The sequence below is a fragment of the Bradyrhizobium genosp. A genome (assembly GCF_049949275.1).
In the GTDB taxonomy this organism is placed as follows: Bacteria; Pseudomonadota; Alphaproteobacteria; order Rhizobiales; family Xanthobacteraceae; genus Bradyrhizobium.
The window spans coordinates 4,104,445-4,129,180 of record NZ_CP188196.1 but is presented as its reverse complement, the minus strand read 5'-3'; the positions used below and the strand labels follow the sequence as shown (position 1 = coordinate 4,129,180).

Genomic DNA, 24,736 nt, shown 5'->3' with positions numbered 1-24,736 from the left:
CCGGGTCGACGCGGCTCAGATCGAAAAGCGATTCCTGAGCCTTGCGCTTTGTTCGCGTGAGTCAGCACCCCCAGCTTCTTTGAGAGCGCGCCGTTTCGGGGTGGAACGCGACAGCCTTTTTACTCTCGATTCCGAACGGCGGTTTCGACCAGAGGCTCAATGTCCTTTTCCAATCTCGGACTATCCGAAAAAGTCCTCGCCGCAGTGGCGGCCACCGGTTACACCACCCCCACCCCCATCCAGGAACAGGCGATCCCCCACGTCCTCGCACGTAAGGATGTGCTCGGCATCGCCCAGACCGGCACCGGCAAGACCGCGGCCTTCGTGCTGCCGATGCTCACCATCCTCGAAAAGGGTCGCGCCCGCGCACGTATGCCGCGCACGCTGATCCTGGAGCCGACCCGCGAGCTCGCAGCGCAAGTGAAGGAAAACTTCGACCGCTACGGCGCCGGCCAGAAACTCAACGTCGCCCTCCTGATCGGCGGCGTCTCGTTCGGCGACCAGGATGCCAAGCTGACGCGCGGCGTCGACGTCCTGATCGCAACGCCCGGCCGCCTGCTCGACCATACCGAGCGCGGCGGCCTGCTGCTCACCGGCGTCGAGCTGCTCGTCATCGACGAAGCCGACCGCATGCTGGACATGGGCTTCATCCCCGACATCGAACGCGTCTGCAAGCTCGTCCCCTTCACGCGGCAGACCCTGTTCTTCACCGCGACCATGCCGCCGGAAATCCGGCGCATCACTGAAACCTTCCTGCACAACCCGCAGAAGGTCGAGGTCTCCAAGCCCGCCACCACCGCGGTCACCGTCACGCAGTGTCAGGTCCCGGCCGGACGCGAGGCGCATGAAAAGCGCGAATTGCTGCGACGCCTGTTGCGCGAGGCCAAGGATCTCCAAAACGCGATCATCTTCTGCAATCGCAAGCGCGAGGTCGCCGTCGTTCACAAATCGCTGCAGAAGCACGGCTTCAGCGTTGGCGCCTTGCACGGCGACATGGACCAGTCGGCCCGCACGGCGGCGCTCGAACAGTTCCGCAAGGGCGAGCTGCCGCTGCTGGTCGCCTCCGACGTTGCCGCCCGCGGCCTCGATATTCCCGAAGTCAGCCACGTCTTCAATTTCGATGTCCCCCACCATCCTGACGATTACGTCCACCGCGTCGGCCGCACCGGCCGCGCAGGCCGGTCCGGCATGGCGATCTCGCTCGTGACGCCGCTCGACCAGAAGTCGATGGTGGCGATCGAAAAGCTGATCGGCCAGAGCATTCCGCGCGCCGAAGGCGACTACGAGGTGCAGGCCGATAGCGGCGAGCAGAGGGATCGCCCGCGCGAGCAGCGCGGCCGTGAGCGTTCGCGCGGCGGCCGCGGCAAGCCACAGCGCGGCGGCCGTGACCGTGAGCGCAGCCACGAGCCCCGCGAACCGCGTGGCGAGGCAAGACTTTCAGGCGAAGCACGGCCGTCAGCCGAAGCACGGCCCGCCGGCGAAGCGCAGCCGGCACGTGAGGCAAGGCCTCCGCGCGAAGCCAGGCAATCCTCCGAGCCGCGTGATGGCTCGCGCCAGCAGGCCAACAATTCGCACGTGCCGTCCATCGGCCGTCCCGAGCCGCGCCGCCAGCGCGAAGCCGATACCGAGCCCGGCGATCACTCGCATCTCCCGGCGTTCCTGCTCCGACCGGTTCGCTCCCCTGCCGGGGCCTGAAAACACGATACACGCCTGAGTTGAACGGTCGACCGTTTACCGACCGTTCATGATCGTCCGTTAGCCTACGAACATAATTTAAGCATTGCTGCGGTCGGCTGCGCACCGACCGCTGTGGGGTATGTTCTGTGGTCAAGGTTCTCGATGAACACGAACGCACGATGGCGTTCGCCGAGGTGGCGCTCGGTCAGATCCGGTCGCTGAAGCAAACCGCAATTCCCCGCAATTACGAGATCTGGTACGTCTACGCGACCGGCTACAACGCTCCGCTCAACAAGATCATCAACGAGACGCTGGCACGCAACGGCAAGCTGACCGAAGCCGATCTCGAGCAGATCTACGACACCTATCTCTCCCACATCAAAACGACCGACCGCATCGACAAGGTCGGTGCGCGCGTCATCGGCGAGATCGACGACGTGATGACGGTCTTGAGCGACGCGCTCAGCATGACCGGCGCGTACGACACCAGCCTGTCGGGCGCGACCGAGCAATTGTCCTCTGCCAAGGGCCGCGATCAGGTCAAGGCGATCGTCGAAGCGCTGCTGCGTTCGACCGGCGAGATGCGCGAAACCAACAAGGCGCTGGAAGACCGGCTGACGCTATCGAAGAACGAGATCAGCAATCTCCAGCAGAGCCTGGAAGCGATCCGCGCCGAGAGCCTGACAGATCCGTTGACGGGCCTCGGCAACCGCAAATATTTCGACCGCATGATCGGCATGGCCGTGCAGGGTGCGCTCGCGAGCGGCGAGCCGCTGTCGCTCCTGCTGCTCGACATCGACCATTTCAAATCGTTCAACGATTCCTACGGCCATCTCACCGGCGACCAGGTGCTCCGGCTCGTCGGCATGTCGCTGAAGCAGACCATCAAGGGCCAGGACATCACCGCGCGTTACGGCGGCGAGGAATTCGCAGTCGTGCTGCCCAACACCGCGCTGCGCCAGGCCCTCACCGTCGCCGATCACATCCGCCGCGCCGTGATGGCGAAGGAATTGAAGAAGAAGTCGACCGGCGAGATCCTCGGCCGCGTCACCATCTCCGTCGGCGTCGCCATGCTGAAGCAGGGCGACGACACCGAAACGCTGATCGAGCGTGCGGACGCCTGCCTCTACGCCGCCAAGCGTAACGGCCGCAACCGCGTGATCTGCGAAGTCGACCCAGAATACGAGGTCGAGACCCACAATCGGGTGGCGTGACGCGACCGGTCGCCGCCGTGACATTTCACTTTCATGCAGCCGTAATAGGCCTGAGCGACATTTCGAGCACGTGACGCGCAATCGACGCTCGACCGATCGCGATCGAAAGGCCCAGCGTCTTGCCCCATCCACACGACTTTCACACGCCGCAATCCTCCTACACCGGGCTAGACCTGGTTCGGGCCAGCGACGGCGGTTTCTTCGGCCCGGGCAACGCGCAATTGCCCGCGCCGCCCTTGCTGCTGATGGATCGCATCCCCGAGATCAGTCGGGACCGCGGCGAGTTCGGCAAGGGCCACATCGTGTCCGAGCTGGACGTGACGGCCAGCCTCTGGTTCTTCGAATGCCACCTCCCCGACGACCCCGTGATGCCAGGATCTCTCAGCCTGGACGCGCTGTGGCAAATGGTCGGCTATTGGCTGGCGTGGTCGGGCTCGCCGGGGACGATCCGGGCGCTGGGCGTCGGCGCCGTCAAGTTCAGGGGGCAGATCACGCCGGACGTCAAATGCGTGCGCTACGAGGTTGCGATGCGCCAGGTGAAGCGCGGCAGGCTAGCCCTCGGCGTCGCGGACGGCCGCGTGCTCGCCGATGAGACCTGTGTCTATGTTGCACGGGATCTGAGGGTCGGCCTGAGCACGTCCGCAGCCTGACATGGCCGCGGCAGAGTCTGTCCGCTCGCGTGCTTGACATTGCTCCGGGACGGACGACATCTGAGGCTCTATCGTCGGCCCCGTGCATCTGACCGCGCACCCACAGAGGTTCTGTCGCCTTGCCAAACCCGCATGATTTTCACAGGCCGCAACCGTCCTACACCAGGGACGAGCTGCTGAGATCGAGCGACGGCGGCTATTTCGGTCCGGGCAATGCACAATTGCCGGCGCCGCCGATGCTCATGATGGACCGCATCACCGAGATCAGCCTGGACGGCGGCGCGTTCGGCAAGGGCCATATCGTCGGCGAGCTCGACATTGTGCCGGACCACTGGTTCTTCGATTGTCACTATCGCGGTGACGCGATGATGCCGGGAAGTCTCGGCCTGGATGCGATGTGGCAGATGGTCGGCTACTGGCTCGGCTGGTCGGGCTCACCGGGCAAGGGCCGCGCCATCGGCGTCGGCGAGGTCGAGGTCACGGGCGCCATCACGCCGGAGACGCGATCCGTGCGCTACGAGGTCGCCATGCGCATGGTCCGCCGCGGCAAGCTGGTGCTCGGAATTGCCGACGGCCGTGTGCTTGCCGACGGGACCTGCGTTTTTGTGGCGAAGGATATGCGGGTTGGCCTGACCAAGGCCGCGGAGTGAAGCTCCGTAGTGTGGGCAAAGGCGCATCGCGCCGTGCCCACCATCTCTCCAACGTCGCTATTCTGAATGGTGGGCACGCTACGCTTTGCCCACCCTACGAACCGCCTTCTTGGCTGCTTTCTTGGCCGGCCCCCTCGTGGCAGCAGCCTTCTTCCCCGCTGCCTTCTTCCCTTTCGGACGCTTCTTCACCTTGGCGCGCTGGGCGGCGGCGAGCGCTGCCCTCGCCCATCGCGCCAGCTCCTCGGAATCGTCGAACAGGCGCGCCGGCAGCTCCCAGTAGGAGTTCACCAGCACCGTCTTGGCGCGGGTCGAATACTGGAACGGTTTTGAGCCTTCCGCTTCAAAGTCCGGGATGGTCACCTCGTCGGCGCGGAAGAACAGGCCGGCGCGCAAGGCGAGCGCGAAGTTGATGCCGTCGGCGGAGATGCCGTAGCCGGAGAACATCTTGCGGATGGCGACGGGGCCGAAATCGGCGAACAGGTCGATCAGGAATTCGCGGTCCATGGGCACTCTCTCGTGCCCCGGACGCAGCGCAGCGTGTCATTAGCGCGTTTACGCGCGTCTTCGACCTGCTATGGCGCTGCTGAGCCGGGGCCCAGCCGTCTTGCACCAATGACTATAGCGTAGGTCCCGGCTCTGCGCAGCAGCGCAAGCGCGCTGCAGCGCGTCCGGGACACAAGAGTGTTGGGAAGACGCTACCCGTCGATCTTGGCCGGGCGCAACTCGACCGACTCGCCGCAGCCGCAGGCGGAGATCTGGTTGGGGTTGTTGAAGACGAACTGGGCCTGCATTTTGTCGGCCTTGTAGTCCATCTCGGTGCCGAGCAGGAACAGCACGGCCTTGGGGTCGACCAGGATCTTGACGCCCTTGTCCTCGACGACCTCGTCGGTCGGGCGGACATCATGGGCATATTCGACCGTATAGGACTGACCGGCGCAGCCGCCGTTCTTGACGCCGACGCGCAAGCCGACGATCTCGGAATCCGCGCGCTGGGTCAGCTCGCTGATGCGCTGGGCGGCGGCATCGGTCAACCGCATCACCTGCGGACGGGGCCGCTTCGGCTTCGGAGTGGATGCTGGTGTCGAGCCTGACGATATCTGGGTCATATCAGTGATGTGGTCCGTTGCGGAGCGAATTCAATATCGAGGTTACGCGTCACCACATGTTGAGGACGAGACGGGCCTCGTCGCTCATGCGTTCCGGCGACCAGGCCGGCTCCCAGACGACCTTGACGTCGACCACGCCGACGCCGGGGACGCTGGCGACCGCGTTCTCGACCATGGTCGGCAGTTCGCCGGCGGCCGGGCAGTTCGGCGTCGTCAGCGTCATCTGGACGTCCACCGAGCGGTCGTCCTTGATCTCGACCTTGTAGATCAGGCCAAGTTCGTAGATGTCGGCCGGGATTTCCGGATCGAACACGGTCTTGAGGCCGGCGATGATCTCGGTGGTGAGACGCTCGGTCTCCTCCGGCGGCAGCGCCGAACGGGTCTCCATCGGATTGGCTTTGATTTCGGCCGTGTCACTCATGCGAACAAATCCCGCGCCTTCAGCAGCGCCTGTGCCAGATGATCGACTTCTTCCCGCGTATTATACATGCCGAACGAGGCCCGGCAGGTGGCGGTCACGTTGAACCGCTCTAAAAGCGGCATCACGCAATGGGTGCCGGCACGGACCGCAATGCCTTGACGGTCGATCACGGTGGCGACGTCATGGGCGTGCGCGCCCTTGAGCTCGAAGGAGATCACCGGGCCCTTGCCCCGCGCCGTGCCGATCAGCCTGAGCGAGTTGATCTCGCGCAGCTTCTCCTGGGCGTAGGCGGTCAGATCATGCTCGTGCGCGGCGATGCGCTCCTTACCGATCGAATTGACGTAGTCGATGGCGGCGCCAAGGCCGACGGCCTCGACGATCGCCGGCGTGCCGGCCTCGAACTTGTGCGGGGGATCGCCATAGGTGACGATCTCGCGCGAAACCTCGCGGATCATCTCGCCGCCGCCGTTATAGGGGCGCATCGCGACCAGATGGTCGTACTTGGCCCAGAGCACGCCGATGCCGGTCGGCCCGTAGACCTTGTGGCCGGTGAAGACATAGAAGTCGCAGCCGATGTCCTGGACGTCGACCGGCAGATGCACCGCGCCCTGGCTGCCGTCGACCAGTACGGGAATGCCGCGCGCGTGCGCGATCTTCACGACGTCCTTGACCGGCACGATGGTGCCGAGCGCGTTCGACATCTGCGTAATCGCAACCAGCTTGGTCTTCGACGTCAGGAGCTTCTCGAACTCGTCGATGAGGAAATTGCCCTCGTCGTCGACCGGTGCCCACTTGATCACGGCACCTTGGCGCTCCCTCAGGAAATGCCACGGCACAATGTTGGAGTGGTGCTCCATGATCGAGATGACGATCTCGTCACCTTCCCCGATGTTCGGTCCGCCCCAGGACGAAGCGACCAGATTGATCGCCTCCGTGGCGTTGCGGGTGAAGATGACTTCCTCGGTACGGGCAGCGTTGATGAACTGCGCAACCTTGGTGCGGCCGCCCTCATAGGCTTCGGTTGCAGCGTTGGCGAGATAATGCAGTCCGCGATGCACGTTGGCGTATTCGGATGTATAGGCCTGCGTCATGCGGTCGAGCACGGCGCTCGGCTTCTGGGCGGACGCCGCATTGTCGAGATAGACCAGCGGCTTGCCGTAGACCTGCATGGCGAGCGCCGGAAAATCCTGGCGCACGCGCGCAACGTCATAGGCGCCGTTCTTGACTGCGGGATGCGTGCTCATGACCGGCGCTCCAGCCAGCGCTCGGCAATGCCGATCACGTGCTCGCGCAAGACATCATCGGCGATCTGCTCGATAGCTTCGCCGACGAAAGCCTGGATCAGCAGCGCCTGCGCCTGCTTCTCGGGCAGGCCACGCGCCTTCAGATAGAACAGCAGGTTTTCGTCCAGCGCGCCGGCGGTGGCGCCGTGGCCGCAGGAGACGTCGTCGGCAAATATCTCGAGCTCGGGCTTGTTGTCCGCCTCGGCTTCGTCCGAGAGCAACAGTGCACGGGTCATCATCTTGCCGTCGGTCTTCTGCGCATCGGGACGGACGATGATGCGGCCCTGGAACACCGAATGGGCGCGATCGTCGATCACCGCACGGAAGACCTCGCGGCTGACGCAGTTCGGCACGGCGTGGTCGACCACCATCGTGGTGTCGCCATGCTCGGTCTTCTGCAGCAGGTTCACGCCGTTGGCCGAGAGCTCGCTGCCCTCGCCCGCCAGCATGATGAAGCCCTGGAGGCGGCTGACGGCCGCGCCGGTGGTCATGTTGAAGAAATTGAATTTGACGTTGGCACCAACCGTCACGAAATGCGAGGTCACGTTCAACGCGTCAGGCGCATCGTCCATCAGGCGGATATGCGCGACATCGGCGTTGTCGCCGACCGAGACGATGACGGCGTCGTTGACCTGATAGGCCTTGGCGCCAGCCGCAACGAAGCTCTCGACGATTGTGGCGCGAGCGCCCTTCCCGATCGCGATCTGCGACCGGGTGAAGGCCGACGCGGAAGCTGCGGTCGCGATGTGGATGATCTGGATCGGTGCGGACAGCTGGGCGCCGTCAGCAATCGACAGCACCACGCCATCGGTCGCCATCGCCGCGTTGAGCGCAATCACGGCGTCGGTGGAAGCGGTCTTCAGCAGCCCCGCATCCTTCTCCAGCGTCTCCTGCAACGTCTCGAAGCCCGCCTCAGCGGCGAGCGCCTTCACGTCGGAGAAATCGGCCGCGAACACGCCGTCGACCAGCACCAGCTTGCGGGCGCCATCGATCGCATGCGCCTTCACCGCGTCCGCCGCGCGCTTCAGCGCGGCCGCATCGGGCGCGGCTGCGAGCGGCAGAACCTCGCCGACCAGCGCGCGCAAATCGGTGTATTTCCATTCTTCGATCCGGCGATGCGGCAGGCCGAGACGCTCATAGGTCTCGAATGCCTCGCGGCGCGCCGCGATCACGGAAGGCGAACCCGGCAAACGGCCTTCGGCGCTGGCGAAGAGATCGCTCACCGCGCGGCCGCTTCCGGTCTTTGCCACAGCAACGTTCATCGCAAAATTCCTTACGCGGCGTCCTCGAACTGGGTGTAGCCGGACGCTTCCAGCTCGAGCGCCAGTTCCTTGCCGCCGCTTTTCACGACACGGCCCTTCGACATCACGTGCACGACGTCGGGCACAATGTAGTTCAGCAGCCGCTGATAATGGGTGATGACGACCATCGCGCGCTTGGGCGAATGCAGCGCGTTGACGCCGTCGGCCGCAATGCGCAGCGCGTCAATGTCCAGGCCGGAATCCATCTCGTCGAGGATGCACAGGCTCGGCTCGAACAGCGCCATCTGCAGCACTTCGTTGCGCTTCTTCTCGCCGCCGGAGAAGCCGACATTGACGCCCCGCTTGAGCATGTCCTGCGGGATGTTCAGCGATTTCGAGACCTCGCGGACCTTCTTCAGGAAGTCCGGGACCATCAGCTCGCTCTCGCCGCGCGCCTTGCGCTGGGCATTCAGCGCGGTCCGCAGGAAATTCATGGTTGTGACGCCGGGGATCTCGACCGGATATTGGAACGCCAGGAACACGCCCTTGGCAGCTCGCTCCTCGGGAGCCATCTCCAGGAGATCCTCACCCTTGAACAGGATCTGGCCGTCGGTCACCTCATAGCCGGGCTTGCCGGCGATGACGTGCGAGAGCGTCGACTTGCCGGAGCCGTTCGGCCCCATGATGGCGTGGATCTCGCCCTCGTTCACGGTCAGCGTCAGCCCGTGGAGGATTTCACGCTCCTCGACACGAACCTTCAGGTCTTTCACTTCAAGCAAAGCCATTATGTTTTTCCATCTATCCCCTCATCCTGAGGAGCGCCGCAGGCGCGTCTCGAAGGAATGAGGCCAACAATCTTTCCGGTATCCATCCTTCGAGACGGCCGCTTGCGCGGCCTCCTCAGGATGAGGTCGGCGATTAGCCGACCGACCCTTCAAGCGAGATCGAGATCAGCTTCTGCGCTTCCACCGCGAATTCCATCGGCAGCTGCTGAAGCACGTCCTTGACGAAGCCGTTGACGACAAGGCCGACGGCCTCTTCCTGGCTGAGGCCGCGCTGGACGCAGTAGAACAGCACGTCCTCGGAGATTTTCGATGTCGTGGCCTCGTGCTCGAAGGTCGCCGAGGAGTTCTTGGCCTCGATGTAGGGCACGGTGTGCGCGCCGCATTTGTCGCCGATCAACAGGGAATCGCAGGCGGTGAAGTTGCGCGCGCCGGTCGCTTTCCGGTGCGCGGTCACGAGACCGCGATACGTGTTCTGCGACTTGCCGGCGGCAATGCCCTTCGAGATGATGCGGCTCGACGTGTTCTTGCCGAGATGGATCATCTTGGTGCCCGAATCGACCTGCTGGAAGCCATTCGAGATCGCGATCGAGTAGAACTCGCCGCGCGAATTATCGCCGCGCAGGATGCAGCTCGGATACTTCCAGGTGATCGCCGAACCGGTCTCGACCTGGGTCCAGGAGATCTTGGAGTTGTTGCCGCGGCAGTCGCCACGCTTGGTGACGAAATTGTAGATGCCGCCCTTGCCCTCCGAGTTGCCCGGGTACCAGTTCTGCACCGTCGAATATTTGATCTCGGCGTCGTCATGCGCGACGAGCTCGACCACGGCGGCGTGCAGCTGATTCTCGTCGCGCTGCGGCGCGGTGCAGCCTTCGAGATAGGAGACGTAGGAGCCCTTGTCGGCGATGATCAGCGTGCGCTCGAACTGGCCGGTGTTGCGCTCGTTGATGCGGAAATAGGTCGACAGCTCCATCGGGCAGCGCACGCCCGGCGGCACGTAGACGAACGAGCCGTCGGAGAACACCGCAGAATTCAGCGTCGCGTAGAAATTGTCCGAGGTCGGAACAACCGAACCCAGATACTTCTGCACGAGCTCAGGATGCTCGCGGATGGCCTCCGAGATCGGCATGAAGATCACGCCGGCCTTCTTCAGCTCCGCCTTGAAGGTAGTCGCGACCGAGACCGAATCGAACACCGCGTCGACCGCTATCTTGCGGCGGGCCGGATCTTCCTCGCCTGGCTTGGGCTCGACGCCTTCGAGCATGGCGACTTCCCGCAGGGGAATGCCGAGCTTCTCGTAGGTCTTCAGGATCTCCGGATCGATCTCGTCGAGCGAGGTGATCGTCTTCTTCGGCTTCGGCGCTGCGTAATAATAGAGGTCCTGGAAGTCGATCTTGGGATAGTCGACGCGGGCCCAGGTCGGCTCAGTCATCGTCAGCCAACGCCGATAGGCTTCGAGCCGCCACTGGAGCATCCAGGCGGGCTCGTTCTTCTTCTCGGAGATGAACTTGACGGTCTCTTCCGACAGCCCTTTGGGGGCCTTGTCGGACTCGATCAGGGTCTCAAACCCATAACGATACTGATCGACGTCGATGCGCTTCACGCGCTCGACCGTCTCTTGCACGGCTGGCATTCTATCCTCCGCTCGCGGTTTCAAGGACCGCGGTGGATCAAACTCGGACGAGTATTACGATGTTTTTTGGCACAAAGCACGGGCTTAGAACCATTCAAGCCGTGTTTCGTCGCTTAGCCCTTAAGTAGGGTATTACCGAGCTTTCGCCAAGCCTCTAACGTCCTATTGATGTCATCTGGTTCCGTGGACCAGCCCAGACTGAGACGCACCGCTCCCTGGGCTACGGCGGCATCGTACCCCATCGCCGACAGCACGTGGGATGGCTGCACCTTGCCCGAGGAGCAGGCTGAGCCTGAGGATACTGCGATGCCTTCAAGGTCGAAGCCGATCACTGCGGTCTCGGCCTTGAGCCCAGGCGCGGTGAACAGGACGGTATTTGGCAACCTCTTCACGTCGTCCGCGAGGACGATCGCTTCGGCAATTGATCGAAGGCCATTTTCCAAGCGATTCCTGAGGCTTGTCATCCGCTCCGCATGTTCCGGCAAAGCCTGAAGGGCGACCTTGACCGCCGCACCGAAGCCGGCGATGCCGGCGACATTCTCGGTTCCCGCCCGCCGGCCGAGCTCCTGTCCGCCGCCCCTTAGTACCGGTTCCAGTCCAGACAGCCCCTCGCCCATGACCAGCGCCCCCACGCCTTTGGGGCCGCCGATCTTGTGCCCAGAAAAGCTCGCAAGGTCCGCGCCTATCGCGTTAATATTGAAAGCAATTTTGCCGAGCGCCTGGATCGCGTCGACATGCAGGAGGCCGCCGGCCTCGTGAACAAGCCCTGCCGCCTCCGCAACCGGCTGGAGGGCGCCAGTCTCGTTGTTGGCCGCCATGATCGAGACCAGCGCCGGCGGGCCAGCGGCGAGCAGTGCCCGGAGATGATCGAGGTCAACAACGCCGGAGCGGATGACACGGATCTGGCCGATGTCGTCGGCCGGGAATCGGCCGCCCGCGAGCACCGAGGCATGCTCGACCGCGGAAACCAGGAGCCGCCGCACCGGCTCGCCTGATCGGCTGCGCAAGCCGGGCGAAAGCGCCAGCGCATTGGCCTCGGTTCCGGCGGAGGTGAAAACCACGTTCCGCGGCAGCGCGCCGACGGCTGCCGCAAGCGCGGCACGGGCATCCTCGACCAGCCGCCGCGCCTCGCGCCCCTCGGCGTGGACCGAGGACGGATTGCCGATCAGCTCGTAAGCGGCCAGCATCGCTGCGCGCGCCTCGGCACGCAGCGGCGTGGTCGCATTCCAGTCGAGATAGACGCGGCTTGGCATGAAAGTAATATAATACCCTGCAACGGGACCTGCTCCGCCCGCTCCGGTCCCCGACATGGGCTGCTACCACGCGATTGGCAACCGCAAAACCGATCCGGGCCGGGCCATGACGCGGCGGTGACACGCTAACATCTTGAGGCGATTGCGGGATGTTCAAGATGCTTGCTTTTTGACCCACGCCTCATGTTAGAACGCGCGCGTCAGTTCACCGCGCGCCGCTCGCGCATCATCCGAGGGCGCCGCTCCACCCTTCCATTCGCGGCTTGATCGGCACAGCAGTCGATGAAGTCCGCACAATCGGTTGATTGCTGAAGACCGTCTTCCAGGGATCAATCAAGAGACCATCCATGCCCGAAGTTATTTTCACCGGCCCCGCCGGCCGTCTCGAAGGCCGCTATCACCCGGCCAAGCAGAAGAACGCGCCGATCGCGATGATCCTGCATCCGCATCCGCAGTTTCACGGCACGATGAACCATCAGATCGTGTACCAGTGCTACTACGCCTTCGCGCATCGCGGCTTCTCGGTGCTGCGCTTCAACTTCCGCGGCGTCGGCCGCAGCCAGGGCTCGTTCGATCACGGCACCGGCGAGTTGTCGGATGCGGCGGCCGCGCTCGACTGGGCGCAGACCATCAATCCCGAAGCGCGCGCCTGCTGGGTCGCCGGCTTCTCCTTCGGCGCCTGGATCGGCATGCAGCTTCTGATGCGCCGCCCCGAGGTCGAGGGCTTCATCTCGATCGCGCCGCCGGCCAATCTCTATGACTTCTCGTTCCTTGCACCCTGCCCGTCGTCGGGCCTGATCGTGCATGGCGAGAAGGACGCCGTGGTGCCGCCGAAGGACGTCAACACGCTGGTCGAGAAGCTGAAGACGCAGAAGGGCATCGTGATCGACCAGCAGGTCATCCCCGGCGCCAACCACTTCTTCGACGCCAAGCTCGAGCCGCTGATGGAAACCATCACGGCCTATCTCGACATGCGTCTCGCCAACGTGCGGTAAGACGCGCAGCTCAAGCCAGCTTGAGCGCGACGATCCCCATCAAGACGAGCGCGATGCCGGCGAGCTTCATCGCGCTCAAGGTCTCACCGAACAGCACGACGCCCATGACGAAAGTGCCGGCAGCCCCAAGGCCGGTCCACACCGAATAGGCGACGCCGACCTCGAGCACCTTCAGCGCGCGCCCGAGCAGGAAGACGAAGGCGGCGAGTAGCACGAACGAAATGATGCTCCAACCGATGCGCGTGTAGCCTTCGGCATACTTCATCGAAATCGCCCAGCCGACATCGAGTGCGCCGGCGATCACCAGCATCATCCAGGCCAGAGATTGCGACATCGGCGTGCGCTCAGGCCGCGAGCTTGAGGAGATGCGCGTCGTGGCGCACGAGGAAGGCGCGCAGCAATTGCGGATAGTCTGCACCGACCGCGGTGACCACACTCGGACGTTTCGCGAGCTCGCTCCGCCACGCGCGCACCGTCGGGACATCGCTGAAGATGCCGTGCTCGGTCAGCTCGTCGAACAGATCGAAATAGCGGAAGATCGGCGCGAACACGGCATCGACCAGGCTGAACGCCTCGCCGGCGAAGAACGGGCCTGCGCCCAGTGCCGCCTCCACGCGCGCGAACTTTGACACGAGCGCCTGACGCTTGCTCTCGAATGTCGCGGGATCCGTCGTGGTCTCCAGGCCCCAGAGATCGCCGAGGATCGCAGAGCCAAACTCCATCCAGGCGCGATGCTCTGCGCGCTTGAGCGGATCAGCCGGGTGCAATTTTGCACCGCCCTGCGTCTCCTCGATGTATTCGCAGATCACGTTGCTCTCGAACAGCGCGACTTCGCCCTTGTCGGTCGTGACCACCAGCACCGGCACCTTGCCCAGCGGCGACAGTTTTAGAAACCAGTCCGGCTTGTTGGCGAGATCGATATCGATCCGCTCGAACGGCACGCCCTTCTCCTTGAGCGCGATCACGGCGCGCTGCACGTACGGGCAAAGCTTATGGCTGATTAATTTCAGTGAAGCGGTCATGGCAACGATCCCAGCGGTTGAATGCATCTGCATTCAACATAGATGCACTTGCATGCACCCGTCAAGGTAAATGCAATTGCATCAACCCACCGTGACCTCAGGCAGTCCTTTTTAGGGTCTGGCGATCACCCCACCCGTCATCGGCATCGGCACGCCTGTGGTGGCGGGATAGGACAGCGGCAAGCCCTTCAGGCCACGCGCGGCGAGGAAGCCGAAGGCCTGCGCCTCGATCGCGTCGGAGGCCCAGCCGAGCGTCCCGGCGGCCTCGACCGTCGCCGACCCTACCTGCTCCCGCAGCATGCGCAGCATAGTGAGGTTGCGGGCACCGCCGCCGCAGACGATCCAACTGCGCGGCCTCCGCGGCAGCAACGGAATGATGCGCGTGATCGCAGCCGCAGTGAAGGCGGTGAGCGTCGCAGCGCCATCGGCCGGCGCGACGTCGCCGAGCTTCAGCGCGGCAAAATCGTTGCGGTCGAGCGATTTCGGCGGCGGGCTTGCGAAGAACGGCAGCTCCAGCGCCCGCGCGATCCAGGCTTCATCGACCTTGCCGAGTGCTGCGAACTTGCCCTCCGTATCAAACGCCTGGTTCATGGTGCGGTACATGAAATCGTCGAGCAGCGCGTTGCCGGGCCCGGTATCGCAGGCGATCAGCGTGTCGTTGCCGTCGATATAAGTGATGTTGGAGACGCCGCCGATATTGACCACGACGATCGGCCCTTCGCGCGCCAGCGAATTGGCAAGTGCCCGGTGATAGACCGGCACCAACGGCGCGCCCTGTCCGCCAGCCTCGACGTCGGCGGCGCGGAAGTCGTGCATCACGGGGATATGGATGGCCCTGGCCAGCGCAAGCGCGTCGCCGATCTGCACCGTCAGCCGCCGCTCGGGGCGGTGCAGCACGGTCTGGCCGTGGAAGCCGACGATGTCGATGTCTTCGGGCTTCATCCGGTTCTGGGCGATGAAGGCGGCAACCGCCTCGGCATGCGCCAGCGTTACTGCGCGCTCGGCCTCGGCCAGGATCCCCGGCCGGGCATCGCGTTGCGGCAAATGCACGGCCTCGGACAGCGCCTGGCGCAGCAGGTTGCGCTCGGCCGGGCTATAGGGCCGGTAACCGTACGGTCCGAACGCCTTCACCTGCTTTCCGTCGGTCTCGATCAGCGCGATGTCCACCCCGTCCAGCGAAGTGCCGCTCATCAAACCGAGTGCCGTCAACATCATGGGATCAGCGTCCTCAAAACACCCCCTCCGGCATGCCGATCTTGTGCCAGAGGGACACATCTTATAATGCCACAGCGCCAAGCGGCGGGCAGCAATCGAGTTCCAACGGAAGACCTTTAAATTGCTCCCAAAACAGTAAACCAAGAATTGTCAGGCATGCCGACAGATGACTGCATTTAAATCGGATTTCCTCAATACCCTGCAGGAACGTGGTTTCATCCACCAGTGCTCCGATTTCGAGGGGCTGGACGCGCTCGCGGCCAAGGGCGAGGCGATCGCCTATGTCGGTTACGATTGTACCGCCCCCTCGCTGCACATCGGCAACTACCTGACCATGATGCTGCTGCACTGGTTTCAGCAGTCCGGCAACAAGCCGATCACGCTGATGGGCGGCGGCACCACCATGGTCGGCGACCCTTCCGGCAAGGACGAGACGCGCGCGATCCGCACCGTCGCCGAGATCGAGGCCAACAAGGCTTCGATTCGCGGCGTGTTCGCAAAGGTGCTGCGCTATGGCGAGGGCAAGAGCGACGCCATCATGCTCGACAATGCGGAGTGGCTCACAAAGCTCAACTGGATCGAGATGCTGCGCGACGTCGGCCGGCATTTCTCGGTCAACCGCATGCTGACGATGGACTCCGTACGCCTGCGCCTCGAGCGCGAGCAGGAGATGAGCTTCATCGAGTTCAACTACATGATCTGCCAAGCCTACGACTTCGTCGAATTGGCCAAGCGGACCGGCTGCCATTTGCAGATGGGCGGCTCCGACCAATGGGGCAACATCATCATGGGCGTCGATCTCGGCCGCCGCATGGGCACGCATCAGCTGTTCGCGCTGACGACGCCGCTGCTGACAACCGCATCGGGCGCCAAGATGGGCAAGACCGCGCAAGGCGCGGTGTGGCTCAACGCCGACCAGTTCTCGCCGTATGATTTCTGGCAGTACTGGCGCAACACCGAGGACGCCGACGTCGCCAAATTCCTGAAGCTGTTCACGACGCTGCCGATGAGCGAGATCAAACAGCTCGAAGCGCTCGGCGGCTCGGAAATCAACGAGGCCAAGAAGGTGCTCGCGACGGAAGCGACCGCGCTGCTGCATGGTCGCGACGCGGCAAACGAAGCGGCCGAAACGGCACGCCGCACCTTTGAGGAAGGCGCGCTCGCCGAGAGCCTGCCGACAGTGGAAATTCCGCGTGGCGAGCTGGAGGCCGGACTTGGCGTGCTCAACGCCTTCGTCAAGGCGGGCCTCGTCGCCTCCAATGGCGAGGCGCGGCGCCAGATCAAGGGCGGCGGCCTGCGCGTCAATGACGAGTCCGTCACCGACGAAAAGATGGCGCTGTCAGCGGCCAATTTGACGCCGGAAGGCCTGATCAAGCTGTCCTTCGGCAAGAAGAAGCACGTCCTGCTCAAGCCTGCATAGGCGTATGAGCTTTTGATGCTTGTCAGGGCGCGCCGAAGCGCGCTCCCTGACGAGCAATGGATCAGAACACGCCCAGGCAAATTTCGAAGGAAGCGGCTAAGGAACAAGGAAGCACGCAGCAGGACACCGTGCGAACCGCGCTCGTCGTGCTCGCGCTGTGCTTCACGCTGGCCGTGCTCGGCCGCGGCTTGAGCGAAAGCTTCACCGTCTTCCTCAAGCCGATTTCCGAAAATTTTGGTTGGGACCGGGCGCAAGTCGTCTCGATCTACTCGCTGACCTGGCTGATCAGCGGACTGACAGCGCCGCTGGTCGGCCGCCTGTTCGATCATTCCGGCCCGCGCATCGTCTATGGGCTTGGCCTGTTGCTGCTCAGCTCGGCCTTCCTGATCGCAGGCCATGCGCAGGCGCTCTGGCAATTCCAGCTCTCGATCGGATTGTGTGTCGGCGTCGGCGTCGCTTTCATCGGCAACGTCCCGAACTCGATCCTGCTCGGCCGCTGGTTCGGCCCAAAACTGCCGACCGCGATGGCGGTGGTGTACTCGGCGATGGGTGGCGGCGTGCTGGCGCTGCTGCCGGCCTCGCAGCTCCTGATCGATCATCTCGGCTGGCGCGAGACCTATCAGGTCTACGGCTTCGCCGCGCTTGGTCTGCTGGTGCCGCTGCTGCTCCTGCCCTGGCGCAGATTCGCGTCCGGCTCGCCGTACGTTGCCAAGAAGACCGATCCTGATTTCATCGACAACGGCTGGACGCTCGTGAGCGCGATGCGTCACCATGCTTTCTGGGCGCTGTTCTCGACCTTCTTTTTCACCGCGGTCGGCATGTACTGCATCGCCGCGCAGATCGTCGCCTATCTGATCGATGCCGGCTTCCCGCCGCTGCAGGCCGCGACCGCCTGGGGCTTTTCGGGAGTCGTGTTGGTGTTCGGCATGATCGGCGTCTCCGCGCTAGACGGGCAGATCGGGCGCCGGCCGTCGGTGCTGCTGAGCTACGCGATCTCGATCCTCGGCATCGTCCTGCTCTGGTTGCTTCAGTATAATCCGAACGTCATACTACTCACCGGATTCGTCGTCTGCTTCGGCAGCATGATGGGCTCGCGCGGACCGCTGATCACGGCGACGGCGATGAAGATTTTTCGGGGCAAACGGGTCGGCACCATCTTCGGCACGATCTCGATCGGCAGCGGGCTCGGCTCGGCCTTCGGCTCCTGGAGCGGAGGCCTGATCCACGACGCCACCCACGGCTACAACGCGCTGCTCGCCTTCGCACTTGCAAACGTGATCCTCGGAATGATCCCGTTCCTGATCGTGCCCGCCTTGCGGCGCTAGGTTTCCCGAAGGTAACCTGCGCTCGTTCGTGTCACCGGGAAACTACGGGCGGACGTGACGCGTAGACGCGCAAAAAATGCGGACGGCACACGGCTCAAATCACGGCCTGCGGTGTTTTGTCCGACATGACGAAAATGTCAGCGCAAATTGACCTGGCGCGGCTTGCAGGGCGGAACCGAATGCGGTCCTAGTCGCAGCATTGGATGGAGGGCACAAACCAATGAACTTTCCCTATCTCACTCGCTTTCAGCCGGTTCTCTTGAGCCTGTTTCGCTTCGTCACCGGACTGCTGCTGTTCCAGTACGGTGTCGCCAAGCTGTTCAAGTTCCCGGTGCTCCCCTACTTCGCTGACATCCCGCCGCTGATCTATCTGGCCGGCACGCTCGAGCTGGTGCTCGGCGCGACGCTGATGCTCGGTCTTTTCACCCGCCTCACGGCCTTCATCCTGTCGGGCGAAATGGCCTTCGCCTACTTCATGGGCCATATGATGAAGACTGGATCGCCGGTGCTTCTGCCGTTGCTCAACGGCGGCACCGCCGCGATCCTGTTCTGCTTCGCCTGCCTCTACATCTCGGCAGCGGGCGGCGGCTCGGTCAGCGTCGATGCGCTGATGGGCAAAGAGAGCGACGCGCCCGGCGGCGCCTTCGCACGGCGCTGACGCGCGCGCAACCGATCCGCAGACCCAGCACTGGCGTTTCGCCGGTGCCGGTTCAGCGCGAGCCCAGCACGTTCCAGATGAGGACGAGGGCCGCCACGAGCAGCACGGACATGATGATGCGATGAACGAATCGGTTCATTGCGCGCTCATCCAAGCTCGATCACCACCAAAGTCTGAGATCGCTTTCCTCCAGCAAAAAATACCGGCGCACGGCATCGCATCGCGATTTGCCTGCACGATTGCGCACAGGGTTGCGAAGGATCAGCCGCGCGGCCGCCGCGCGCAGGCCTATCTTCATGATTGGTAAGAACTTCATGTTAGCGATGGCAGCAATAACTGACATGTCGTAGGGGCTGTGATGAAGCTGCTGAGCCATCTGAAGATCCGCACCAAGCTTGCCAGCATGGTCTGCCTCGCAGCTCTGACAATCACGGCCATCATCGCGGTATCGACCGTCCTCAGCAAGAGCCGCATGATGGACGACCGGGTCCAGCAAATGAAGGCCGCGGTCGATCTGCTCCACGGCCTCGCGCAGACGTTCCAGGATGACGCCGCTGCCGGCAAGATGACGGTAGACGACGCCAAGCTGCAGTTTCGCCAGCATGCCCGCAACATGAAATTCGGCGGCGGCCAAGGCTATCCTGTCGTCTACAATTCCGACACGTCGATTCTGGTCAACGGCGCCAATCCGCAGCTCGAAGGCAAGATCACCGGCGCCACGGATTCAAATGGCGTCTTGATCGCCGATGCTCAGCTCAACGCCGCCAGACAGGCGCCGCAGGGCGGCGTCACGTCCTATCTCTACCCTCGCCCCGGCCAGACCGAGCCCGTCCGCAAGATGGTGTTCGTTCGCCAGTTCACGCCCTGGAACGCCACGATCAGCTACGGCCTCTATGTCGACGATATCGACGCCGACGTGCGCGCGCTCACGCTCGAGCTCGCCGCGATTGGCGCCGGCCTGATGCTGCTGATGGCGGCGTTGTCCTGGCTGATCGCCCGCGACGTGCTCGGCGCGCTCGACCGTCAGAAGACCCGCATGCAGGATATCGCCGACGGTGCTATCGACAAGCCGGTCGAGGAGACCGACCGCGGCGACGAGATCGGCCGTATGGCCGAGACGCTCGAAGTGTTGCGCCAGACCGCCCTGACGGCGCGTACGCTGGAGGCCGAGCAGGTCGCGGCCAAGGCGCGCAGCGAGCAGGAGAAGCGCGACGCCCTGATCTCGCTCGCCGATCGCTTCGATGCGTCGGTCGGTCAGCTCGTGGGCCTGATGGCCTCGGGCTCCGGCGAACTGGAGACCACGGCCAAGTCGATGTCGTCGACCGCGGAGGGCACCAACCGCCGCGCCGCCGTAGTCGGCTCGGCCGCGACCGAAGCCAGCCAGCGCGTTCAGACGGTGGCGGCCGCCGCCGAAGAGCTGTCCTCCTCCATCACCGAAATCAGCCGCCAGGTCGCGCAATCCGCCGACGTCACCGGCCGCGCGGTGGAGAGCGCACGCCGCACCGACACCATCGTGCGCGCGCTGTCCGACGGCGCCCAGCAGATCGAGCACGTCGCCGAGCTGATCTCCAGCATCGCCGCGCAAACCAATCTGCTCGCGCTCAACGCCACTATCGAGGCCGCGCGCGCCGGTGAGGCCGGCCGCGGCTTCGCCGTCGTCGCTTCCGAAGTGAAATCGCTGGCGAGCCAGACCGCGGAAGCCACGCGCGAGATCGGCGACAAGATCGCCCAGATCCAGGGCGCGACCAAAGAAGCCGTGGACGCCATCGGCGGCATCACCGCCACCATCGAGGAGGTCAGCCGGATCGCCACCTCGATCGGCGCGGCCATCGAAGAGCAAGGCGCGGCCACCGCCGAGATCGCTCGCAGCGTCTCGCAGACCGCCGAGGCCACCAAGGAAGTCACCACCAATATCGGTGGCGTCAGCACGGCGGCGAACGAAACCGGCAACGCCGCCGGCATGGTGCTCGCGGCTGCGTCGAACCTCTCCAAGCAGGCCGAGCAGCTCTCGGGCGAAGTCGGCACGTTCCTGGCGGGCGTGCGCGCGGCGTAGGCTTCCGGGCGCCAAAACCTCCACACGCGTCATGGCCGGGCTTATCCCGGCCATCCAGGTTTTAGCCGCGCACCACGAAGAACGTGGATGCCCGGAACAAGCCCGGGCATGATGGCTATTCGTAAGTGCATTTTAGCGGAAGCTGCAGCGCATCTCCGCGAAGCGCCGCTAACGCCGCGCCAGGCTGCAACCGCTCGACAGCGGCCTTGCCGCTCCCGTCGGGCTGTCGCCGGACTGAGCCGACGGCAGCTCGTCGATCGGCGTGTTCTGTTTGCCGGTGTTGAACTCGAAGATCTTGCGGAACACGCCGGGTACCATCGCGGAGATCGGATTGACGCGCATCACGGGCGCCGCAGGCGTGCCGACGACCTCGTAGGTGACGCCGATCAGCCCCTCCTTGTCGCCGCCGCCGAGGAAGAGGCCAAACAACGGGATCTGGCCGAAGATGTTGTTCACGCCATACATCGGCACGAAGGTGCCGCTCATGCAGACCTGGTTGCCGGGATAGTCGATCGACCCCTCGATGGTGGCGCCGATCATCGGCCCCTTGACCAAGCCATCGCGGACCGTGAGCGCGCCGTTCTGCCGGGTGAACTCCGCACGCAAGGCGCTGAAGGAGACGCCGCTGCCCCCCGGCGTGCCGTTCGGCGCGCCCGCGGCCACGCGCTCGAGCTGTGCCTCACCCTTCACCGTAAAGTCGCGCACGTTGATGAGGCCCTCGCGCGCCGTAGTCGGCTCGGACGTCGGCGGCTCCATCGCCACCACCATCTGGCCGCCGACCGCCTTGGTATAGGTGTCGGTGAACTTCAGCAGCGATCCGGCATCATTGGTCTGGAGATAGATCACCTCGCGGCTGCCCTGCGCACGCCCGCCGCGCAGATCGGCCGCCACCGGCGTGTTCTGACCGATCCTGCCGCTCAGCGAGAACGCCTTGATCGCCCCGCTGCGTTTCGACATCTTGGCATCGACGCTGCGCATCGCCTCGCCGTTGAAACCCGCGACCGTACCGAGTTTCACGTCGATGTCGAAATCGACGTTCTTCAGCTTGCTCTTGCCGTCGTCCTTGGAATTGCCTGAGATCGCCGACTTCAGGAAGCCGCGGCCGTCGAACACGTCGCCGCGCATGGTGCCGCGGACCACGCCGTCCTGACCGCGCTCCACCTTCAGCGACGTCTTGTCGCCGTCGGACGGCGAATAGACCGGGAAGTTCGCGTTCATGAGGTCGCCGTTCGGGTCGACTTCCAGCGAGCCCTTGATCGAGGCGCCGCCGCCCTCGATGACGATGTCCTCGAGCCGCGTCGATTGTGCCGTCGGCACCACCTTGAACGTCGCCTTGCTCGATTTGCCCGGCAGCTTCACCCAGCCGGGAAGGATGTTGTCGAGCTTGACCGCGGTGAGGTCCGCCTCGATGCCGAGCTTCGTCGTCTGCTCGGGACCACCGGCAATCTTGCCGGACACCTTGACCGGCACCGAGCCGCTGACGGCCGGACTGAGGTCGAAGCCAAGGCGGGCACGGCTGGCGTCGTCCAGCGTCGTCTGCAGCTTGACGTCCGCGTCGCCATCGGTCGCCTTGCGATAGTCGAGCGAGGCCGCCTGCCCGTTGATCTTGACGTCGCCCTTGACCTGGTAGCCCTGGTTGTTGGCAACGATCTTGAGATTGTTGGCCTCGAGCTTCTGGTTCATCACCAGTTTGTCGGCGGCAAAGCCGTTGAGATCGGCGGTGACGGCGTAGACGGTGTCCGCCTTGGTCAGCTCGCCCTTGACCGGCAGGCCGAGCTGGATGTTGGCCGTGAAGGTACCCTTGCTGGTGTTGGGATCGACGACGGTCGACGACAGATCGCTCAGCCGATCATTGGACAGCATTTCGGCCGCCGCCGGCACCGGACCCTCGACGCGGAAACGGGTCCGCGAGGGCGAGGGTTTCGGCGCCATGTCCGGCACCTCGAAAGTGAAGTCGGAGATCGTGATCTTGCGGCCCGCGGGCGTGTCGGCAATGCCTTGGGCGATATTCACGGTGGCGGTGCGTCCGGTCACGTGCGCCTTCAGATCGGCGTCGTGCACCACCGGCATGCCGTCAACGGGACGAACCGCGACGCCATTCGCCACGATGTTGACGGACAGGCCGTCATCGGGAATCGGCGGTCCCTTGCGCGGCAGGTTCCGCGTCGGCGAGTTGATGCCGACCTCGATGCGCTGGAGCGTGCCTCGCTCGATCCGCTCGATCACCCATTGGCGCAATTCGGGGACGACCAGCGTCGGCCACATCCGCTTCAGCGCCGAGGCCGACATCGGCGTTCCCGCGAAGCCGAGCGTCAAGCGCGGCTCGCCGGAATAGTCGATCGCACCGGTGCCGGCGACGCCGATCTCGCCATTGGAGATGTCGGCCTGTGTCAGCAGCATGCGCTTGTGATCGGTGTCGAAGCGGAAGCCGATCGCGATGCGGTTGAAGACGAGCGGCGGCTCGTTGTCGATGCCGCCGAGCAGGATCGAGCCGCCGCTGAAGCCGAGCTGCCAGTCGTTGGTTGTGCCGTTGGGCGGCTCGAGATGGGCGAGCAGCGTCAGGCGATTGGCGCCCGCAAGGATCTTGAACGGTGCAACCAGCACCCGCCGTCCCGCATCCCACTCGACGTTGATCTCGGCCGAGTCGATCGCCATCGGATAATCGGGCGTGTCGGTGTCGATGATGTTGCCCGCACCGATCGTGACCTTGCCGCGGAAGAACGTCGGCACGCCGTCGCGGCCGAGCTCACCCTTGAGCTCGCCGCTCAGAGGCAGGTCGGCAGTATAGGTCAGGTCCTTCACCCGCAGCGCCAGCAGAATGTTGGCGGTCGACACCTTGTCGGCGCGGATATCGATCGAGCGCACGCCATTCTCGCTCGGTCCGATCGTGGCGCGCAGCGACCACGGGCGCGCGCCCTCTTCGCCGAAGCTGAGCGCGATGCCGCCATGGGTCGGCCGGCGCAGGCTGAGCGTGATGTTCTCAAACGTCCATTTGCTGCCGCGTTGCTGATCGTCGACGATCAGATTGCCGTTCTTGAGACCGATCTCGTTGAGGTTCTGGCCGTCGAGGCCGGTCAAGCTCAGGCTGTCGAGCCAGTCGAGGCCCTGAAGAATTCCATTCTGCGCGGCGGGTTGAGCTGCAGCCTGGGACGCGTCGGGGGTTGCAGGCGCCGTCCCGAACGGCGGCGGCGGAACGCCGTTACGCGGGAATGTCGGCGGCAGGCCCGCTTCCTTCTTGGACGCGACGCCGGTTGCGAGCGGCTTCGCGGTGTCGCCGGCCGACACCGTCACGGTCCCGTCGGGTGCGATCCGGATCGCGAGCTCGGCATCGACGAGGTTGAGGCTTTCGGCGCGCAGATGCCCGGTGAAAAGTGCGGCCCCCGACAGCCGCACCTCGGCCTTCGGTGCGCTGGCGACGATGGCACGATCATGATCGCGGACGATGATGTCGCGGATCCGCACGGCAATCCGGATCCGCCCGGCGCGCTCGATCTGGGTGCCGCCGACCTCCACGGTGTTGCCGTGGCCGATATTGTCCTCGATGGCAGCGGCGAGCCAGGGCGTCGCCATGTCGAGGTTGATGGGACCGGCGCCGAGCCGCCACCACAGCGCGCCAAAACAGCCGACGAAGATGACGATCAGGGCGCCGAGGACGACGGCCATCCGGCGCAGCCAGCGTCCGCTCGGCATCACCCGCCGAAACATAGAGAGACCGTCACCGACGCGAAAGCGCGAGTTGGAACGCGACAACAGGCGGCGTGCGCGATGACCCGCCTCCTCTACCTGGTCTTGATCCCAGTCGGCCTCGTCCCATTCCGGCTGCGCGTGATGGCCGCCGTGCCGATCGAAGTCCCGATTGTGATCCTGGGGCGACGTATTCCTAGCCATTGCCTCTCGATACAGGCGCCCGTCGTAGGATTGAGCGCCGCCGGGACCGCAGCCGTCGACGGGAATCGACGCTCCCCGCCCCGGCATTGCCGCCATACCTCGAATATTCCTGCTGTTCGTCATTTCGCCCCGGGAGCGCGTTCAACGAGCAGTGGGGTGGTACGTGGAGTTCCTTGTAACCATACTCCGTCGCCGCCAAAATTGCCCAGCCGAGGGCGCGAATCCGGCACACCGGACGAGAGCTGCAATA

The 24,736-nt window shown here is 64.3% G+C and carries 22 protein-coding genes; 9 read left to right on the top strand and 13 right to left on the bottom strand.

The features are described from left to right. The first annotated feature begins 159 nt into the window (after positions 1-159). The 4 genes from ACP2YP_RS19105 (at position 160) to fabA (ACP2YP_RS19090) (ending at position 4,191) form a co-directional block, all read left to right on the top strand. Positions 160-1,695 (top strand): DEAD/DEAH box helicase, encoded by a 1,536-nt coding sequence (locus ACP2YP_RS19105; protein WP_426425966.1) that lies wholly within the window; start codon positions 160-162, stop codon positions 1,693-1,695. A gap of 128 nt (positions 1,696-1,823) precedes the next feature. Next, positions 1,824-2,891: a GGDEF domain-containing protein gene (locus ACP2YP_RS19100; protein ID WP_426425965.1), complete on the top strand. Its 1,068-nt coding sequence runs from the start codon at positions 1,824-1,826 to the stop codon at positions 2,889-2,891. Between the two features lie 119 nt (positions 2,892-3,010). Next, on the top strand, positions 3,011-3,541 hold the full coding sequence (fabA, locus tag ACP2YP_RS19095; RefSeq protein ID WP_426425963.1) for a bifunctional 3-hydroxydecanoyl-ACP dehydratase/trans-2-decenoyl-ACP isomerase: 531 nt from the start codon (positions 3,011-3,013) through the stop codon (positions 3,539-3,541). Between the two features lie 119 nt (positions 3,542-3,660). Continuing rightward, the gene (gene fabA, locus ACP2YP_RS19090) at positions 3,661-4,191 is read left to right on the top strand and encodes a bifunctional 3-hydroxydecanoyl-ACP dehydratase/trans-2-decenoyl-ACP isomerase (protein ID WP_426425962.1); all 531 of its coding nucleotides are present in this window, start codon (positions 3,661-3,663) and stop codon (positions 4,189-4,191) included. Between the two features lie 78 nt (positions 4,192-4,269). On the opposite strand, the gene ACP2YP_RS19085 is transcribed toward fabA (ACP2YP_RS19090), so the two are convergent. The 8 genes from ACP2YP_RS19085 to ACP2YP_RS19050 form a co-directional block, all read right to left on the bottom strand. Beyond that, complete coding sequence (locus tag ACP2YP_RS19085) at positions 4,270-4,695, bottom strand: TfoX/Sxy family protein (protein WP_426425960.1); 426 nt, start codon at positions 4,693-4,695, stop codon at positions 4,270-4,272. 191 nt (positions 4,696-4,886) lie between these two features. Further along, on the bottom strand, positions 4,887-5,228 hold the full coding sequence (locus tag ACP2YP_RS19080; RefSeq protein WP_063203306.1) for a HesB/IscA family protein: 342 nt from the start codon (positions 5,226-5,228) through the stop codon (positions 4,887-4,889). A 118-nt stretch (positions 5,229-5,346) separates the two neighbouring features. Further along, positions 5,347-5,718: an SUF system Fe-S cluster assembly protein gene (locus ACP2YP_RS19075; protein WP_426425959.1), complete on the bottom strand. Its 372-nt coding sequence runs from the start codon at positions 5,716-5,718 to the stop codon at positions 5,347-5,349. Next, positions 5,715-6,962 (bottom strand): cysteine desulfurase, encoded by a 1,248-nt coding sequence (locus tag ACP2YP_RS19070; protein WP_426425958.1) that lies wholly within the window; start codon positions 6,960-6,962, stop codon positions 5,715-5,717. Before ACP2YP_RS19070 ends, ACP2YP_RS19075 begins: the two co-directional genes overlap by 4 nt. Beyond that, the gene (gene sufD / locus ACP2YP_RS19065; protein ID WP_426425957.1) at positions 6,959-8,263 is read right to left on the bottom strand and encodes a Fe-S cluster assembly protein SufD; all 1,305 of its coding nucleotides are present in this window, start codon (positions 8,261-8,263) and stop codon (positions 6,959-6,961) included. Before sufD ends, ACP2YP_RS19070 begins: the two co-directional genes overlap by 4 nt. A gap of 11 nt (positions 8,264-8,274) precedes the next feature. Next, complete coding sequence (sufC, locus tag ACP2YP_RS19060; protein ID WP_200468012.1) at positions 8,275-9,027, bottom strand: Fe-S cluster assembly ATPase SufC; 753 nt, start codon at positions 9,025-9,027, stop codon at positions 8,275-8,277. Positions 9,028-9,160: 133 nt separating this feature from the next. Then, the gene (sufB, locus tag ACP2YP_RS19055) at positions 9,161-10,657 is read right to left on the bottom strand and encodes a Fe-S cluster assembly protein SufB (RefSeq protein WP_426425956.1); all 1,497 of its coding nucleotides are present in this window, start codon (positions 10,655-10,657) and stop codon (positions 9,161-9,163) included. 113 nt (positions 10,658-10,770) lie between these two features. Then, positions 10,771-11,910, bottom strand: coding sequence for a cysteine desulfurase family protein (locus ACP2YP_RS19050; protein ID WP_426425954.1), 1,140 nt, complete (start codon positions 11,908-11,910; stop codon positions 10,771-10,773). Positions 11,911-12,257: 347 nt separating this feature from the next. Here ACP2YP_RS19050 and ACP2YP_RS19045 point away from each other — a divergent pair, with 347 nt between their 5' ends. Then, the gene (locus tag ACP2YP_RS19045; RefSeq protein WP_014495555.1) at positions 12,258-12,905 is read left to right on the top strand and encodes an alpha/beta hydrolase; all 648 of its coding nucleotides are present in this window, start codon (positions 12,258-12,260) and stop codon (positions 12,903-12,905) included. A 10-nt stretch (positions 12,906-12,915) separates the two neighbouring features. On the opposite strand, the gene ACP2YP_RS19040 is transcribed toward ACP2YP_RS19045, so the two are convergent. The 3 genes from ACP2YP_RS19040 to ACP2YP_RS19030 form a co-directional block, all read right to left on the bottom strand. Further along, positions 12,916-13,239, bottom strand: coding sequence for a DMT family transporter (locus ACP2YP_RS19040; RefSeq protein ID WP_426425953.1), 324 nt, complete (start codon positions 13,237-13,239; stop codon positions 12,916-12,918). Positions 13,240-13,249: 10 nt separating this feature from the next. Then, positions 13,250-13,927 carry a glutathione S-transferase family protein gene (locus tag ACP2YP_RS19035; RefSeq protein WP_426425952.1) on the bottom strand — a complete coding sequence of 226 codons (678 nt, stop codon included), beginning with the start codon at positions 13,925-13,927 and terminating at the stop codon, positions 13,250-13,252. A 111-nt stretch (positions 13,928-14,038) separates the two neighbouring features. Beyond that, entirely contained in the window at positions 14,039-15,142 is a 1,104-nt protein-coding gene (locus ACP2YP_RS19030) for an anhydro-N-acetylmuramic acid kinase (protein ID WP_426425951.1), read from the bottom strand. Between the two features lie 166 nt (positions 15,143-15,308). On the opposite strand from ACP2YP_RS19030, the gene tyrS reads away from it, so the two are divergent. The 3 genes from tyrS to ACP2YP_RS19015 all read left to right on the top strand — a co-directional run bounded on the left by tyrS (position 15,309) and on the right by ACP2YP_RS19015 (position 18,545). Beyond that, positions 15,309-16,562 carry a tyrosine--tRNA ligase gene (tyrS, locus tag ACP2YP_RS19025; protein WP_426425949.1) on the top strand — a complete coding sequence of 418 codons (1,254 nt, stop codon included), beginning with the start codon at positions 15,309-15,311 and terminating at the stop codon, positions 16,560-16,562. Between the two features lie 56 nt (positions 16,563-16,618). Next, positions 16,619-17,887 (top strand): MFS transporter, encoded by a 1,269-nt coding sequence (locus ACP2YP_RS19020; protein ID WP_426425948.1) that lies wholly within the window; start codon positions 16,619-16,621, stop codon positions 17,885-17,887. 220 nt (positions 17,888-18,107) lie between these two features. Next, on the top strand, positions 18,108-18,545 hold the full coding sequence (locus tag ACP2YP_RS19015) for a DoxX family protein (RefSeq protein ID WP_426425947.1): 438 nt from the start codon (positions 18,108-18,110) through the stop codon (positions 18,543-18,545). Between the two features lie 160 nt (positions 18,546-18,705). Here the strand turns inward: ACP2YP_RS19015 and ACP2YP_RS19010 are convergent, their stop codons facing one another. Beyond that, entirely contained in the window at positions 18,706-18,921 is a 216-nt protein-coding gene (locus ACP2YP_RS19010) for a hypothetical protein (protein WP_426425946.1), read from the bottom strand. Here ACP2YP_RS19010 and ACP2YP_RS19005 point away from each other — a divergent pair. Continuing rightward, positions 18,904-20,598: a methyl-accepting chemotaxis protein gene (locus ACP2YP_RS19005; RefSeq protein ID WP_426425945.1), complete on the top strand. Its 1,695-nt coding sequence runs from the start codon at positions 18,904-18,906 to the stop codon at positions 20,596-20,598. The genes ACP2YP_RS19010 and ACP2YP_RS19005 overlap by 18 nt on opposite strands. 168 nt (positions 20,599-20,766) lie before the next feature. Here the strand turns inward: ACP2YP_RS19005 and ACP2YP_RS19000 are convergent, their stop codons facing one another. Beyond that, positions 20,767-24,573: a DUF3971 domain-containing protein gene (locus ACP2YP_RS19000; protein ID WP_426426200.1), complete on the bottom strand. Its 3,807-nt coding sequence runs from the start codon at positions 24,571-24,573 to the stop codon at positions 20,767-20,769. Positions 24,574-24,736 lie beyond the last annotated feature (163 nt).

What these genes read in the sequence shown, in the direction of transcription:
- ACP2YP_RS19010 (WP_426425946.1), bottom strand. Translation starts at nt 18,921, where the DNA reads ATGGCTCAGCAGCTTCATCACAGCCCCTACGACATGTCAGTTATTGCT.
- ACP2YP_RS19080 (WP_063203306.1), bottom strand. Translation starts at nt 5,228, where the DNA reads ATGCGGTTGACCGATGCCGCCGCCCAGCGCATCAGCGAGCTGACCCAG.
- ACP2YP_RS19000 (WP_426426200.1), bottom strand. Translation starts at nt 24,573, where the DNA reads ATGCCGGGGCGGGGAGCGTCGATTCCCGTCGACGGCTGCGGTCCCGGC.
- sufC (WP_200468012.1), bottom strand. Translation starts at nt 9,027, where the DNA reads ATGGCTTTGCTTGAAGTGAAAGACCTGAAGGTTCGTGTCGAGGAGCGT.
- tyrS (WP_426425949.1), top strand. Translation starts at nt 15,309, where the DNA reads ATGACTGCATTTAAATCGGATTTCCTCAATACCCTGCAGGAACGTGGT.
- ACP2YP_RS19005 (WP_426425945.1), top strand. Translation starts at nt 18,904, where the DNA reads ATGAAGCTGCTGAGCCATCTGAAGATCCGCACCAAGCTTGCCAGCATG.
- ACP2YP_RS19035 (WP_426425952.1), bottom strand. Translation starts at nt 13,927, where the DNA reads ATGACCGCTTCACTGAAATTAATCAGCCATAAGCTTTGCCCGTACGTG.
- ACP2YP_RS19045 (WP_014495555.1), top strand. Translation starts at nt 12,258, where the DNA reads ATGCCCGAAGTTATTTTCACCGGCCCCGCCGGCCGTCTCGAAGGCCGC.
- ACP2YP_RS19040 (WP_426425953.1), bottom strand. Translation starts at nt 13,239, where the DNA reads ATGTCGCAATCTCTGGCCTGGATGATGCTGGTGATCGCCGGCGCACTC.
- ACP2YP_RS19030 (WP_426425951.1), bottom strand. Translation starts at nt 15,142, where the DNA reads ATGATGTTGACGGCACTCGGTTTGATGAGCGGCACTTCGCTGGACGGG.
- sufD (WP_426425957.1), bottom strand. Translation starts at nt 8,263, where the DNA reads ATGAACGTTGCTGTGGCAAAGACCGGAAGCGGCCGCGCGGTGAGCGAT.
- ACP2YP_RS19020 (WP_426425948.1), top strand. Translation starts at nt 16,619, where the DNA reads ATGGATCAGAACACGCCCAGGCAAATTTCGAAGGAAGCGGCTAAGGAA.
- ACP2YP_RS19015 (WP_426425947.1), top strand. Translation starts at nt 18,108, where the DNA reads ATGAACTTTCCCTATCTCACTCGCTTTCAGCCGGTTCTCTTGAGCCTG.
- ACP2YP_RS19070 (WP_426425958.1), bottom strand. Translation starts at nt 6,962, where the DNA reads ATGAGCACGCATCCCGCAGTCAAGAACGGCGCCTATGACGTTGCGCGC.
- ACP2YP_RS19050 (WP_426425954.1), bottom strand. Translation starts at nt 11,910, where the DNA reads ATGCCAAGCCGCGTCTATCTCGACTGGAATGCGACCACGCCGCTGCGT.
- ACP2YP_RS19075 (WP_426425959.1), bottom strand. Translation starts at nt 5,718, where the DNA reads ATGAGTGACACGGCCGAAATCAAAGCCAATCCGATGGAGACCCGTTCG.
- ACP2YP_RS19085 (WP_426425960.1), bottom strand. Translation starts at nt 4,695, where the DNA reads ATGGACCGCGAATTCCTGATCGACCTGTTCGCCGATTTCGGCCCCGTC.
- ACP2YP_RS19105 (WP_426425966.1), top strand. Translation starts at nt 160, where the DNA reads ATGTCCTTTTCCAATCTCGGACTATCCGAAAAAGTCCTCGCCGCAGTG.
- sufB (WP_426425956.1), bottom strand. Translation starts at nt 10,657, where the DNA reads ATGCCAGCCGTGCAAGAGACGGTCGAGCGCGTGAAGCGCATCGACGTC.